We start from the raw sequence: 13253 nt of genomic DNA on the forward strand, positions 1-13253 counted from the left end.
GCAACTGGGATCCGCGGCTGATGGCCGGCCACGCACCGAGCGGCTCGAGGCGGTTGCGCAACTTCGTCGCCGGCGAGTTCGTCGACGGCGCAACGACGTTCACCAAGGCCAGCCCGGTCACCGGGGAGCAGGTCTTCGAGGTCGACGAGGCGTCGCGATCCACAGTGGACGACGCGGTGGCCGCCGCCCGGGCGGCACTGCGGGGGCCGTGGGGCCGTATGGGGGAGCGCGAGCGCGCCGAGGTGCTGCGCCGCGTCGCCGACGAGCTGGAGCGCCGCTTCGACGACCTGGTCACCGCCGAGGTCGCCGACACCGGCAAGTCCATCGCCCAGGCCCGCACCCTGGACATTCCGCGTGGCGCGGCGAACTTCCGGGCGTTCGCGGAGATCGTGGCGACCGCCCCCACCGAGTCGTTCACGACTGTCACACCGACCGGCGGCCGGGCACTCAACTACGCGCTGCGCAAGCCGGTCGGCGTGGTCGCGGTCATCGTGCCGTGGAACCTGCCGCTGCTGCTGCTCACCTGGAAGGTGGCCCCGGCGCTGGCCTGCGGCAACGCCGTCGTGGTCAAGCCCAGCGAGGAGACTCCCGCCTCGGCGACGGTGCTCGCCGAGGTGATGGCCGCCGCTGGCGTACCGGCCGGGGTGTTCAACCTGGTGCACGGCTTCGGGCCGGACTCGGCGGGCGAATTCCTCACCCGCCACCCGGGCGTCGACGCGATCACCTTCACCGGCGAGTCGGCCACCGGCGGCGCGATCATGCGGGCCGCCGCCGACGGGGTGAAGGCGGTGAGCTTCGAACTCGGCGGCAAGAACGCCGGCCTGGTCTTCGCAGACGCCGACCTGGACGCCGCGGTGGCCGGCTCGGTGCGGTCCAGCTTCACCAACGGCGGGCAGGTGTGCCTCTGCACCGAGCGCATCTACGTGCAGCGCCCGGTCTTCGAGGAGTTCACCGCCCGGCTGGCGAAGCGGGCCGGCGAGCTGGCGTACGGCTGGCCGACCGACGAGGCCACCGCCACCATGCCGCTGATCTCCCACCAGCACCGCAGGAAGGTGCTCGGCGCGTACGAGCTGGCCCGCTCCGAGGGCGCCGAGGTGCTCACCGGTGGCGGCGCGCCCACCTTCGGCGACACCCGCGACGGCGGGTCGTACGTGCAGCCGACGGTGCTCACCGGGCTCGGCCCGGACGCCCGCACCAACCGGGAGGAGATCTTCGGCCCGGTGGTGCACGTCGCGCCGTTCGACACCGAGGACGAGGCGTACGCCCTCGCCAACGGCACCGAGTACGGCCTGGCCGCGACCGTGTGGACCCGGGACGTCGGCGTCGCGCACCGGGCCGGCGCCCGGCTCGACGCTGGCATCGTCTGGGTCAACACGTGGTTCCTGCGTGACCTGCGTACCCCGTTCGGCGGGGTGAAGGCGTCCGGGATCGGTCGCGAGGGCGGCGTGCACTCGCTGAACTTTTACTCCGAACTCACGAACGTCTGCGTGGACCTGTCGTGAGCCGTAGCGAGGGAGCGGGCATGGAAGCTGACATCGAGGCCGCCAACCGGGAGTTGGCCGACGCCCGCAGCACCGGCAAGCCGTGCGCACCGCTCCGGGGCCGGCTGCTGCCGGAGGGCGACGTCGAGGCCGCGTACCGGGTGCAGCAACTCCAGGCGCGGGCCTGGCAGGGTCGTGGCGAACGCCGGGTCGGCGCGAAGATCGGCTTGACCTCCCGGGCCGTGCAGGAGACCTTCGGGGTGTTCCAACCGGACTTCGGCATGCTGACCGACGCCATGGCGGTCGGCGACGGGGTCGAGGTGCCCATCGACCGGCTGCTCCAGCCCCGGGTGGAGGCGGAGATCGCGTTCGTGCTCGACAAGGATCTCCCGAACCCGCAGCTCACCACCGTCGACCTGATCCGCGCGGTCGACCACGTGCTGCCGGCGATCGAGATCGTCGACTCCCGGATCGCCGCCTGGGACATCTCCATCGTGGACACCGTCGCCGACAACGCCTCCAGCGGGCTCTTCGTGCTCGGCACCACGCCGCGCCGGCTCGCCGACGTGGACCTGCGACTGTGCGGAATGGTGCTGGAGCACGCCGGCGAGCCGGTCTCGGTGGGCGCGGGCGCCGCCTGCCTGGGCAACCCGCTGCACGCCCTGCAGTGGTTGGCCGGCACCCTGGCCCGCGCCGGCGACCCGCTGCGCGCCGGGGACGTGGTGCTCTCCGGGGCGCTCGGTCCGATGGTGCCGGTCACCCCGGGTGCCGCGTACGAGGCCCGGATCTCCGGGCTCGGCTCGGTACGCACGAGTTTCAGCAAGGGAGGCAACCAGTGACCGGAGTGGCGGTCGTCGGTGTGGCGGTGCTCGGTTCCGGAAACATCGGCACCGACCTGATGATCAAGGTGCTGCGGCTCAGTGACAGCCTGCGCATGGTGGCGATGGCCGGCATCGACCCGGCCTCCGACGGCTTGGCGCGCGCTCGCCGCCTCGGCGTCGCCACCACGGCCGACGGCGTGGACGGGCTCGTCGCGCTGCCCGAGTTCGCCGATGTCGAGCTGGTGTTCGACGCCACCTCGGCCGGCGCGCACCGACGCCACGACGAGGTGCTGCGTGCCCACGGCCGCACTGTGGTCGACCTGACCCCGGCCGCGCTCGGCCCGTACGTGGTGCCGCCGGTCAACCTCGACGAGCACCTGCACCAGCCCAACGTCAACATGGTGACCTGCGGCGGGCAGGCAACAGTGCCGATCGTCGCAGCGGTACGCCGGGTCACCCCGGTGGCGTACGGGGAGATCGTCGCGTCGATCGCTTCGAAGTCCGCCGGGCCGGGCACCCGGGCCAACATCGACGAGTTCACCGAGACCACGGCCCGGGCCATCGAGGTGGTGGGTGGGGCCGAGCGGGGCAAGGCGATCATCGTGCTGAACCCGGCGGACCCGCCGCTGCTGATGCGGGACACCGTCTACTGCCTCTGCCCGGACGCCGACGCCGACACCGACGCCATCGCCGCCTCGGTGGCCGAGATGGTGGCGGCCGTGCAGGAGTACGTCCCCGGCTACCGGCTCAAGCAGGACGTGCAGTTTGACCGGGTCGAGGCGTACCTGCCGACGCTCGGGCGGCGGCTCACCGCCCTCCAGGTGTCGGTCTTCCTGGAGGTCTCCGGCGCCGGGCACTACCTGCCCGCGTACGCCGGCAACCTGGACATCATGACCTCGGCCGCGCTGCGCACCGCGGAACGGCTGGTCGCCCTGCGTTCTTCGGAGGTGGCCGCGCCATGACCGAGCTGTACATCCAGGACGTGACGCTGCGCGACGGCATGCACGCCATCGCCCACCAGTACACAGTCGACCACGTACGCACCATCGCCGCCGCCTTGGACGCCGCCGGGGTGGCCGCCATCGAGGTGGCGCACGGCGACGGCCTCGCCGGCTCCAGCGTCAACTACGGCCACGGTGCCGCCAGCGACGCGGAGTGGATCTCGGCGGCTGCCGAGGTGCTGACCACTGCGAAACTGACCACCCTGCTGTTGCCGGGCATCGGCACGATCGCCGACCTGAAGGCCGCGAAGGCGCTCGGGGTGACCAGCGTCCGGATCGCGACCCACTGCACGGAGGCGGACATCTCCGCCCAGCACATCTCCTGGGCCCGGGAAAACGGCATGGACGTGGCCGGGTTCCTGATGATGTCGCACATGAACGATGCGGCCGGGCTCGCCGGGCAGGCCAAGCTCATGGAGTCGTACGGGGCGCACTGCGTCTACGTCACCGACTCCGGCGGCCGGCTGCTGATGTCCGATGTGGCGCAGCGGGTCGACGCGTACCGGCAGGTCCTCGCCCCGGAGACGCAGATCGGCATCCACGCCCACCACAACCTGTCGCTCGGGGTGGCCAACAGCGTGCTCGCCGTCGAGCACGGGCGGGTCACCGGGTCCGCGCCGGTCGGCCCCGACGCGGTGCACGGCCGGACGGTCCGCGTCGACGCCTCCCTCGCGGGCATGGGCGCGGGCGCCGGAAACGCCCCGCTGGAGGTCTTCGTCGCGGTCGCCGAGTTGCACGGCTGGAAGCACGGCTGCGACGTGTTCGCGCTGATGGACGCCGCCGACGACATCGTCCGCCCGCTGCAGGACCGGCCGGTCCAGGTGGACCGGGAGACGCTTTCCCTGGGGTACGCCGGGGTCTACTCCAGCTTCCTGCGGCACGCCGAGCGGGCCTCCACGAAGTACGGCGTCGACGTCCGGTCGATCCTGGTCGAGCTGGGCCGCCGCCGGATGGTGGGCGGCCAGGAGGACATGATCGTGGACGTGGCACTCGACCTGGCCGAGAAGGAGCAGCACTCATGATCGGCGTAGACATCGTCGGGATCGCCGACAAGCTGGGCGCGGCGGCCGACACCGCCACAGCGATCCCGCAGCTCGCCGCCGAGAGCGGCCTCGACGTGGACACCGCGTACGCCGTGCAGGCCGCGCTGCTGCAACGCCGGCTGAACGCCGGTGAGCGGTTGGTCGGGTTGAAGATGGGGCTGACCAGCAGGGCGAAGATGGCCCAGGTCGGCGTGGACGAGGTGATCTGGGGGCGGCTCACCAACGCGATGCGGGTGCCCGACGGCGGTGCCGTGGACCCGGCCGCGTACATCCATCCCCGGGTCGAGCCGGAGGTGGCGTTCCTGCTGGACCGGCTGCCCGAGCCGGGCGAGCCGGTCGGCGACTTCGCCACGGCGGTCCGCGCGGTCGCCCCGGCCATCGAGTTGATCGACTCCCGGTACGCGGACTTCCGTTTCTCGCTGCCGGACGTGATCGCGGACAACACCTCGGCCGCCGCCTTCGTGATCGGGCCGTGGTCGCCGGTGCCGGTGGGGCTGGACAACCTGGGTGTGCTGCTGGAGGTCGACGGGCGGGTGGCGCAGGTCGGCTCGACGGCCGCGATCCTCGGTGATCCGCGCCGGGCGCTCGACGAGGGCATCCGGCTGGCGGGCCGGCACGGGGTGCGGCTGGAGTCCGGCTGGGTCTTCCTGGCCGGTGCCGCCACCGCCGCTGTGCCGCTGCGCCCCGGCGCCCACGTCCGTGCCGTCGTCGAGAAGCTCGGCACGGCCTCGCTGCGGGCGTCGTCGTGACAGCCCGGGTGGTCTCCGGGAAGGCCGTCCCGCGGGGGGCCTTCCCGCACGTCAAGGTCGCCGGTGGGTTCGTCTTCGTCTCCGGTACGTCGTCACGGCGCGCGGACAACACGTTCGCCGGTGTCGAGGTGGACGGGTTCGGCACCACAAACCTCGACATCCGGGTGCAGACGCGGGCCGTCATCGAGAACGTGCGGGACCTGCTGCGTTCGGTCGGCGCGGACCTCGCCGACCTGGTCCAGGTAACGACGTACCTGGTCAACATGAACGACTTCGGTGGGTACAACGAGGTGTGGGCCGAGTTCTTCGACGCCTCCGGGCCGACCCGTACGACGGTGGCGGTGCACCAGTTGCCGCACCCGCACCTGCTGATCGAAATCCAGGCCGTGGCCCTTCTTCCCTCGGGAGGTCAGTCGTGAGTGAGATCGCCGAGCCGTTCAGCTTTCCGGGCTGGATCGCTGACAACCAGCATCTGTTGAAGCCCCCGGTGGGCAACAAGGAGATGTTCCCCGGCGGGGACGACTTCATCGTGATGGTGGTGGGCGGGCCCAACCAGCGCACCGACTTCCACGTGGACCCGTACGAGGAGTTCTTCTACCAGGTCAAGGGCAACATGCACATCAACCTGGTCACCCCGGAGGGGCCGCGCACTGTGCACGTGCGCGAGGGTCAGATGTGGATGCTGCCGCGCAACACCCCGCACTCGCCGCAGCGGCCGGAGGCCGGCTCGATCGGCATGGTCGTCGAACGGGTCCGCGAGGAGGGCACGCTGGAGACGTTCCAGTGGTACTGCCCGGAGTGCGGCAGCAAGGTGCACGAGGTCGAGTTGCAGGTCCGCGACATCGCCGCCGATCTGCCCCCGGTGTTCCAGGCGTTCTACGCCGACGAGCAGGCGCGCACCTGCGCCAACTGTGGCACCCTGCACCCGGGCAAGGGCTGATGCCAGCAGGCGTGGTCGACGTGCACACGCACGTCGTTCCGAAGGGTTGGCCGGACCTCGGCGCGGCGTGCGGCGGGTCCGGCTGGCCGTGGTTGCGGGTCGACTCCGAGCGCGCCGCCATGATCATGGTGGGGGAGACGGAGTTCCGCCCGGTCGGGGCCGAGTGCTGGGACGCGTCGCGCCGACTGGCCGACATGGACGCCGACGGCGTGGCCGTGCAGGTGGTCTCGCCCACCCCGGTCTTCTTCAGCTATGACCGTCCTGCCGACCAGGCGGTGAAGGTCGCCCGGATCTTCAACGACCTGACCCTGGAGGTCACTGCGGCCGGGGGCGACCGACTGGTGCCGTTCTGCCAGGTGCCTCTTCAGGACCCGGACGCCGCCTGTGCCGAGTTGGACCGCAGCCTCGCCGCCGGGCACGTGGGAGTGGAGATTGGCAACCACGTCGGCGACCGGGACCTGGACGACGCCGGCGTGGTGACCTTCCTCCAGCACTGCGCCGAGGTGGGCGCACCTGTTTTCGTCCACCCGTGGGACATGCCCGGCGGGCCGCGACTGGACCGCTGGATGGCCCGTTGGCTCACCGGGATGCCCGCCGAGACGCACCTGTCGGTGCTGGCGATGATCCTCGGCGGGGTTTTCGACCGGGTGCCCGAGACACTGCGGATCTGCTTCGCGCACGGCGGCGGCAGCTTCCCGTTCTGGCTCGGCCGCGCCGACAACGCCTGGCACCGCCGTGGCGACCTGGTCCGGGGCGCGTCCGCCGGCCCGCCCAGCAGCTACCTCGACCGGTTCAGCGTGGACTCGGTGGTCTTCGCGCCGCCCGCCCTGCGGCTGTTGGTCGACACGCTCGGGGAGGATCGGGTGCTGGTCGGCAGCGACTACCCGTACCCGCTGGGCGAACGGCCGGCCGGCGCGGTGGTCCACGCGGCCGACTTCCTCACCGACGACCAACGCGACAAGCTCCTGTCCGCCAACGCCCTGCGCTTCCTGCACGGCTGACGTCGCGGGTCCGCCCGCACCGTGGCCGCTCGGCGTCGTGCCCTCCGGCGTCCGCCGACGCTCGCGCGGCCGGTAGCCCATGCCTGGTTCACCGCCTTTGCTCTGCTTCACTCCACGCAACAGCGAGTGTCCGATAGTCGGACGTCCGCCGTTGCGTGGGTTGAAGCAGAGCAAAGGGCGCGTGTACGGGTACCGGGGTCGGGCTGACCGATGCTGCGCGAGCACCGCGGCAGGCGACGCGGCGGACAGCGCGGCGGACAGCGCCGTTCGGGCCGCGCGTGTCGGCTGCGCGAACGACCGACTGCCGGCAGGATGACGGCATGGCCGAGCCGCACGACCTGACCGCGCTGGAGCAGGCCGCCGCGATGACCCGCGGCGAGCTGTCCAGCGTCGAGGCGGTCGAGCACTCCCTGCGCCGGGTCGCGGCGCTCGGCGACACAGTGGGCGCGTTCGTCACCGTCACACCGGACCTCGCCCGGCAGGCCGCGCGCGCCGCCGACGCGGTGCCGAACGAGGCGCGCGGCCCCCTGCACGGGGTGCCGACCGCGATCAAGGACCTGACGCTCACCGCCGGGGTCCGCACCACCTTCGGTTCGGCCGCTTTCTCCGACTTCGTCCCGCCTGTCGACGCCGACGTGGTCCGGTTCATCAAGGCCGCCGGTCTGGTCAGCCTGGGCAAGACGACCACCTCCGAGCTGGGCTGTTCGCTCTACTCGGAGGGCCGGGTCGCGCCGCCGGCCCGCAACCCGTGGCAGTTGGCGTACACAGCTGGTGGGTCCAGCGGCGGCGCGGCGGCGGCGGTAGCTGCCGGGTTGGTCCCGGTCGCCCAGGGGTCCGACGGCGGTGGATCGCTGCGCATCCCGGCGTCGCTCTGCGGCCTGGTCGGCTACAAGCCCAGTCGGGGCCTCGTCTCCGGCGGGCCGATCGGCTCCGGCGCGTTCGGCCTGCCCACCAGCGGCCCGCTCGGGCGGACGGTCACCGACGTCGCCGCGCTGCTGGACGTCATGGCCGTCCCGGTCCCCGGTGAGCCCTACCTGCCGCCGCCCGCGCCGCTTGGCGGCTACCTGGCCGTCGCACGCCGGGCCGAGCCCGGCTCGCTACGGATCGGCCGGTTCACCACGCCGATGCTCGCCGACGAACCGGTGCATCCCGACTGCGTGGCCGCCGTGGACCGGGCCGCCGCGCTGCTCACGGCGGCCGGCCACGAGGTGGTCGAGGTGCCGCCGCCGCTCGGGCCCGCGGCGTGGCCGCTGTTCGAGATCCTCTGGTACGTGCTGGCGCTCTCCCCGGTGCCGCCGCAGCGGGAGGCGGAGTTGCTGCCGTTGACCCGGCTGCTCCGGGCCCGGGGCGCCGAACTCTCCGCCGGCACCCTGGCCGCCACCCTCGGGGAGTTGCAGGCGCAGGTCCGCCTCGGCGCCCGCCGCACCGCCGGCTGCGACCTGCTCCTCTGTCCCACCCTGGCCACTCCGCAGGCGCCCGTCGGCTGGTTCACCGCCGACGCGGACCCGGCCGCCGACTTCGACCGGCAACGCCGGTTCTCGCCCTACTGCGCCATCTTCAACGTCACCGGCGATCCCTCCGTCTCCCTGCCACTGGGCACCACCACCGACGGACTGCCCGTCGGGGTGCTGCTCACCGGCCGCTACGGCGACGACGCGCGGCTTGTAGCTACCGCTGCGCAACTGGAGAACTCGAGTGACGGATGGGATCGGCACCCCGCAATCTGGCGGGCCGTCGACTCCGCTAACGTGAATGGCGACGGAGTCGGGCGGTCGGCAGAGTGATCGTCCATCCGACCCGGTTGTTCAAGGTCGTCCTTCTTCCGCCTGGGGGCGTTGGGATTGTCTGTTACCGAGACGTTGCTGGTCTTCGTCGGCATCCCGTTGGCCGCGGTGCTGGTCATCGCCGGCCTGTCGTACGCCGGTAGCCGCGGGGGTGCCACCGGCGGTGGCGGTGGCGCCAAGCGCTACCGTCCGGGCCGGCCCTTCGACTTCACTCCGGTCTGGTTCCTGGGCCGTCCGGAGCAGCTGGCCGACTCGGCCGGCACCGCGCTGACGGCGGGGGCGCAGGCGCCCGCGCTGACCAGCCACAAGCTTGAGCAGGCCAGCGTCGAGGCGCCGGCCGGTGGAACCGGAGGCGCAAGTGACCGTTGGTGAGAAGCAGGCCGGGTCGGAAAATCCGCCCGAGGTGCTCGACGGGCCGTTCTCGACCCGCCAGCTGCTGCGCATCGACGAGGCCCTGCGCCTGGCAGACAAGGGCACCGGCCTGGTCTTCTCGGTCTTCGTCGGCGGTCTCGACGAGCCGATCCGCGAGCACGCTCAGCGGCTGCACCGTCAGCTCGCCGAGCCCGACAAGTCGGTGCTGATCGCCGTGTCGCCCAACCAGCGGCAGCTGGAGATCATCACCGGGCGGTACGCCCGCAAGCGCATCCCCGACACGTACGCCAAGCTGGCCGCGCTCTCCATGGTCGGCGCGTTCAGCGGCGGTGACCTGGCCGGCGGCATCATCAACGGCCTAGACCAGCTCGCCAGCCACGCCGGCAAGGGCTGATCGACCCGTACGACGAACCCCGGCCCGCTGATCGCGGACCGGGGTTCGTCGCGTGCTGCCTACCGCCTCGTCAGCGCTGGCCGCTGCGGGACCGGAGTCGGGTGAGCGCGAGGGCGAGCGGAACGGTCACCACAGCGCTGACGGCGACCCAGCTGACCAGCGCGACCCAGATCGGGCTGTCGTTGAGCACTGCCAGCAGGATGCTCACCGGCAGCAGCGCCAACACCGCCGCGAACACCGGTCGTCGTGACATTTTCATCTGCGTGTCCCCCTTCGTCACTGTGTCGACAACTACCCGTGGCGTCGCGTCGTCAGTCCTCGTCGGCCTCGTCGGTCAGGTACTTGGTGACGATGCCGCCGGCGCAGCCTCCCACTGCACCGAGGGCGCCACCGGCCAGGACGCCGGCGACTCCGCCGGCCGCCCCACCGATCGCACCGGTGACGAGGCCGCCGGCGGCACCGATCGCGCAGGACTCGCCGTAGTCGACTTCCAGGCCGGTGGGGTCGAGGTAGTTCACCGGGTTCGCTGCGGCGTATGCGTACCGGTTGCCGGTGGCCGGGTCGCCGATAAAGGCGAGGCTGTCCTGCTGGGTGAAGCGACCCGTCGCCGGGTCGTACCAGCGACGGCCGAACTTGGTGAGATCGTCGTTGCGCAGACCAGCGGCGAACCCGAGCGCGTTCTCCTCGGTCTCGTCGCCGTTGTCGACGGTCTTGACCACCTTGCCGTACGGGTCGTAGGTGTAGGAGGCCGCCAGTGAACCGTCGTGCTTGACCAGGGCCACCACCGACCCGAGTCCGTCGAGGACGTAGAAGTAGTGGTGGAAGACCCCGTTCGTCTTCGCCCGGAAGCCCAGCGGAGTGCCGAGTTGGTCCCGCTCGACGTAGTGCCTGCTGTACGAGCTGGGCACCGTGTAGCTCTGCAGCATCGGCTGGCCGTTCTGATCGTTCAGCCCGTAGAGGTACCGGTGCTCGAACGACGGGGTGGTCTTCCAACCGAGCTCGACCTGGTTGGGTCCGCTGTACTCCCAGGTCACCGACGCGTTCGTCGAGTCCTTGCCGCTGGTGAGCTGTCCCGCGGCGTTGTAGACGAAGGAGCGGGCGGCAGACCCGCTCTTCTGGTTGCCGGCCCCGTCGTAGCTGTAGCCGGAGCTGGTGATCTGGTTGCCGGCGTTGTACGTCAGTGTCTGCGTGGTGGTGCCGTCAACCTTGACCGAGGTGCGGTTGCCGTTGTTGTCGTAGGCGTAGTCGTAGGTCCTACCGTCGATGCTGGTGGCCTTGGTGAGCCGGTTGCCCTGGTCGTAGGTGTACAGGCTGACTGCGCCGCTGCGGTGGTGGTCGGTCTGCCACTGCCGCAGGCCGGTGTCGTCGGTCTTGGCGGTGGAACAGGCGGCGGTGCCGACCCGCTTGGCGTAGCAGTAGGACACGTCGAAGACGGTGCTGGCCGTGCCGGACTGCCAGCGCCTACTGGTGGTACGGGTGATCCGTCCGGACTGGTCGTACGCGGCGACCGTCTCGGCCACTGTCGCCGAGGAGACGGCGAGCCTGGTGGCGGTCCGCCGCCCGTCGTCGTCGTACTCGAAGGTGTAGGTGCCGTTGGCGGCGACCAGCTTGGTGAGCAGGTTGCGCGCGTTGTACGTGTAGAACGAGCTGCCCCGCTGGTCGCGCAACTCGACGAGGTTGCCGACCGGGTCGTAGACGTACTGGTGGGTGGCCTGACGGCCGACCAGCCGGTTGAGCCGATCGTGCGCGAAGTTCTGGTAGCCGTTGCCGTCCTCTCGGGCGTAGACGTTGCCGGCGGCATCGTAGGTGTACGAGACGTCGGGCGTCGCGTCCGAGTAACTGATCTTCGTGACCCGGTCGTTCTTGTCGTAGTCGAAGTGAGTGGTGCGCCCGGCGCCGTCGGTCGCCTCGTGCACCCGGCCGAACTCGTCGTAGTTGATCGTGCGGACGCCCAGCGAGGTGCCACTCGGGGGATTCACGGAGATCAGCTGCTTGTTGGAGTCGTACTGGTACGTGGTCCTGTTCGTGCCGTTGCCCGGATCGGTCGAGGACTTGACAGTGCCGTCGCCGTTGTACTCGATCTTCGCCTCGGCAGCCTGGGCGTCCTTCGAGGACAACCGGTTGCCCGCTCCGTTGTACGTGTAGGTGTTGGTGTTGCTCTGCGCGTCCGAGCTGGACGACGGTTGGAAGTTCGCCGTCGGATTGGTGGGGGTGGCGGAGTTCGCGTACGAGTAGGCGATGTCCGCGCCGGTCGGTGCGGCAGAGGCGGTCAGCGACTGCCCGCCGTTGGCTGCGTACCCGTTGCTGGTGACGCCGCCCGTGCCGTTGGTTGAGGTCAGCACGTCGTTGTACGGCGTGTAGGAGTTCTCCCGCGTCTTGCCCTCCGGGTCGACGGCCTTGGTCACCCGCTTGTCGGAGTTGATCGTGTAGGTGGTGCGCGGCACGGAGGTGACCGGCTGCGACTGGTTGGTGTTGGCGTCGGCGATCAGCGTCTGCGTGGCGGACGGGTACGCCCAGCGCGTGACGGCTGTTGCTCCCGGCGCCTCCTCCTCGTCGATGACCCGCTGGATCGAGGTGACCCGGTGCGCGGAGTCATAGGTGAGGGTGGCGACGGAACCCACGTCCGAACCCCTGATCCCACTGGAGATCTTCGTGATCCGGTGTGACGAGTCGTAGGCGAAGCGGACGTCGTCCTCGGTCAGCGAGCAGATCTCGGTGAGATCGCCGTTGGCGTTGTACGCATACTCGACGCGCCGGTACAGGCCGCCGTCGCCGTGCTGCTCGATCTTCGAGATGTAGCCGTGGCTGCCGTAGACCACAGTCGCCGTGCGCACGGCCTGGGTGCCCCGGTCGGAGATGACAGTGGTCAGTCGACCGTTGCCGTCATAGGCGTAGTCGGTGACGTTGTCGTTGCGGTCCAGGCTGCGGTCCAGCAGCCCGGCAGAGGTGAAGTAGAGCCGCCGCCCGCTCTCGTGTTCGGTCAGTTTCCAGCCCGAGCCGTCGGTGGCGAGGGTCGCCTTGAACTCGTTCGGCGTGGTGTAGCCGGACCCGTTGGGCGTGAACCGTCCGACCACGCCGTCCGAGGCGACGTAGGTGACGGAGTTGTCGTCGGCCTTGAACAGCTTCACGTCCACGCCGGTGCGGGTCCGCCAGCCGTGACCGAGCGATCCGGTCGACAGTCCGCTGCTGGTGAACAGGCTGTTGTACGCAGAGCCGAGAACGAGGTCGCGGGCGATGCCGGGCAGTACCAGGTCGTTGCTGCGGATGAGCAGGTTGCCCGAGCCGGTGTTGACCTCGGCGGTCACCCGGTCGGTCAACGCGAAGCTGGTGAACGAGCCGTTGCGGACCGGGCCGGTGCCGACCGGCACCGAGATCGGGCCGGCGAGCATGCTGACCGGCGCGCTCGACGGGCCCAGCGCGATTGCGGCGGACGAGCCGGGTGAGCCCGGTTGTGCCGGCGCCGAGATGCGTTCGGTGGCGGACTCCGGGCGACTGAGTGCGGCGGTGGCGGGCGCCGTCGGTACCGTAAGGACCGATGCGGTGACGATCAGTAGTGTCCAGAACGCGCGATGGCGTAAGGCCACGGTTCCTCCCCGTGCGTTGGTGGCGACAACGCACGAGATCGTCACACGTCGATTACTTGATGTGCGGCAACCATTCGGATCTT

13 protein-coding genes are annotated in these 13253 nt (G+C 70.7%); 11 read left to right on the forward strand and 2 right to left on the reverse strand.

Translation table 11 applies throughout. The features are described from left to right. Positions 1-20 precede the first annotated feature (20 nt). From ACLJOK_RS31990 to ACLJOK_RS32040, 11 genes are all read left to right on the forward strand, one after another. Positions 21-1502 (forward strand): 2-hydroxymuconic semialdehyde dehydrogenase, encoded by a 1482-nt coding sequence (locus tag ACLJOK_RS31990; RefSeq protein ID WP_410822243.1) that lies wholly within the window; start codon positions 21-23, stop codon positions 1500-1502. A gap of 20 nt (positions 1503-1522) precedes the next feature. After that, positions 1523-2320 (forward strand): 2-keto-4-pentenoate hydratase, encoded by a 798-nt coding sequence (locus ACLJOK_RS31995; RefSeq protein WP_410822180.1) that lies wholly within the window; start codon positions 1523-1525, stop codon positions 2318-2320. Positions 2321-2325: 5 nt separating this feature from the next. Further along, complete coding sequence (locus ACLJOK_RS32000) at positions 2326-3264, forward strand: acetaldehyde dehydrogenase (acetylating) (RefSeq protein ID WP_410822244.1); 939 nt, start codon at positions 2326-2328, stop codon at positions 3262-3264. After that, complete coding sequence (gene dmpG, locus ACLJOK_RS32005) at positions 3261-4325, forward strand: 4-hydroxy-2-oxovalerate aldolase (RefSeq protein WP_238678115.1); 1065 nt, start codon at positions 3261-3263, stop codon at positions 4323-4325. Before ACLJOK_RS32000 ends, dmpG begins: the two co-directional genes overlap by 4 nt. Next, positions 4322-5095, forward strand: a complete 774-nt coding sequence (locus ACLJOK_RS32010) for a 2-keto-4-pentenoate hydratase (RefSeq protein ID WP_410822181.1) — start codon at positions 4322-4324, stop codon at positions 5093-5095. Before dmpG ends, ACLJOK_RS32010 begins: the two co-directional genes overlap by 4 nt. Beyond that, positions 5092-5514, forward strand: a complete 423-nt coding sequence (locus tag ACLJOK_RS32015) for a RidA family protein (protein WP_410822182.1) — start codon at positions 5092-5094, stop codon at positions 5512-5514. Before ACLJOK_RS32010 ends, ACLJOK_RS32015 begins: the two co-directional genes overlap by 4 nt. Further along, complete coding sequence (locus tag ACLJOK_RS32020) at positions 5511-6035, forward strand: 3-hydroxyanthranilate 3,4-dioxygenase (protein ID WP_210795456.1); 525 nt, start codon at positions 5511-5513, stop codon at positions 6033-6035. Before ACLJOK_RS32015 ends, ACLJOK_RS32020 begins: the two co-directional genes overlap by 4 nt. Then, a complete protein-coding gene (locus ACLJOK_RS32025; protein WP_410822183.1) occupies positions 6035-7036 on the forward strand; it encodes an amidohydrolase family protein in 1002 nt (333 codons plus the stop codon). The genes ACLJOK_RS32020 and ACLJOK_RS32025 overlap by 1 nt, the downstream gene beginning before the upstream one ends. 320 nt (positions 7037-7356) lie before the next feature. Continuing rightward, positions 7357-8820, forward strand: a complete 1464-nt coding sequence (locus ACLJOK_RS32030; RefSeq protein ID WP_410822184.1) for an amidase — start codon at positions 7357-7359, stop codon at positions 8818-8820. A 75-nt stretch (positions 8821-8895) separates the two neighbouring features. Then, complete coding sequence (locus ACLJOK_RS32035; RefSeq protein WP_112584149.1) at positions 8896-9192, forward strand: hypothetical protein; 297 nt, start codon at positions 8896-8898, stop codon at positions 9190-9192. Then, a complete protein-coding gene (locus ACLJOK_RS32040; RefSeq protein WP_124856680.1) occupies positions 9179-9586 on the forward strand; it encodes a DUF5130 family protein in 408 nt (135 codons plus the stop codon). The genes ACLJOK_RS32035 and ACLJOK_RS32040 overlap by 14 nt, the downstream gene beginning before the upstream one ends. A 70-nt stretch (positions 9587-9656) precedes the next feature. Here the strand turns inward: ACLJOK_RS32040 and ACLJOK_RS32045 are convergent, their stop codons facing one another. Continuing rightward, positions 9657-9839 carry a hypothetical protein gene (locus tag ACLJOK_RS32045; protein WP_410822185.1) on the reverse strand — a complete coding sequence of 61 codons (183 nt, stop codon included), beginning with the start codon at positions 9837-9839 and terminating at the stop codon, positions 9657-9659. Between the two features lie 58 nt (positions 9840-9897). After that, complete coding sequence (locus ACLJOK_RS32050) at positions 9898-13170, reverse strand: RHS repeat domain-containing protein (protein WP_410822186.1); 3273 nt, start codon at positions 13168-13170, stop codon at positions 9898-9900. Positions 13171-13253 lie beyond the last annotated feature (83 nt).

The organism is Micromonospora sp. 050-3 (genome assembly GCF_046549335.1).
In the GTDB taxonomy this organism is placed as follows: Bacteria; Actinomycetota; Actinomycetes; order Mycobacteriales; family Micromonosporaceae; genus Micromonospora; species Micromonospora trifolii.